At 63.3% G+C, this 686-nt stretch carries 1 protein-coding gene; it reads right to left on the bottom strand.

Annotated features, from left to right (window positions below):
- On the bottom strand, positions 1–628 hold a 628-nt coding region (locus AUR66_RS19605; RefSeq protein WP_058573790.1), incomplete at its 3' end, for a deoxyribonuclease IV.
- Positions 629–686 lie beyond the last annotated feature (58 nt).

Here is a 686-nt window from a genome sequence, read left to right as displayed (position 1 = left end):
CGAGTTCCTCGAACGTCTCGTCGACACCGTCGGCCGTCGAGAGGTCGTAGCCTGCCGCGAAGGCGTGAGCGGTGTCGAGACAGACGTCGAGGTCCTGTTCTGATTCTTCGAGGACGTACCCGAGGTGGGCGAAGTCGCCGCCCATCTTCGTTCCCGACCCGGCGTCGGACTCGATGAGGACGGTGACGCCGTCCGGGATGTCGAGTTCGTCGAGGACGGAGACGGCGTTGTCGAGGCCCTGTTGCTCACCTGCGCCGGTGTGAGCGCCGAGGTGGACGTTCACGTATTCGATGCCGAGTTTCTCTGCCATGTCGACCTCGGTCTGCATCGAGTCGAGTGACTTCTGCCGGAGGCCATCTTTCGGCGTACAGAGGTTGACGAGATACGAGGAGTGAATGACCCACGGCCCCGCCAGTTCGCCGGCGGTCTCCTCGCGGAACAGTTCAGCCTCTTCGTCGGAGATATCGGGGTCACGCCACACCTGCGGGGAGGTGGTGAATATCTGTCCGCAGTTGCCGCCGAAGGCGACCTGCCGGAAGACGGCGTTGGCGACGTTGTTGTGCGGTGGCGTCTCCTCGTCGGAGGAAACCTTCGAACTCGACATCGAGACGTGTGCTCCTACTCGCATGCGAGACCCCACGGGGTACCCGAACAAAGGGACTTCGGAGTCGGCGAACGGTGAGGTC

The organism is Haloferax profundi, assembly GCF_001469865.1.
In the GTDB taxonomy this organism is placed as follows: Archaea; Halobacteriota; Halobacteria; order Halobacteriales; family Haloferacaceae; genus Haloferax; species Haloferax profundi.
Note: the sequence above shows the minus strand (reverse complement) of the source record. Positions and strands in the feature narration are given on the sequence as shown.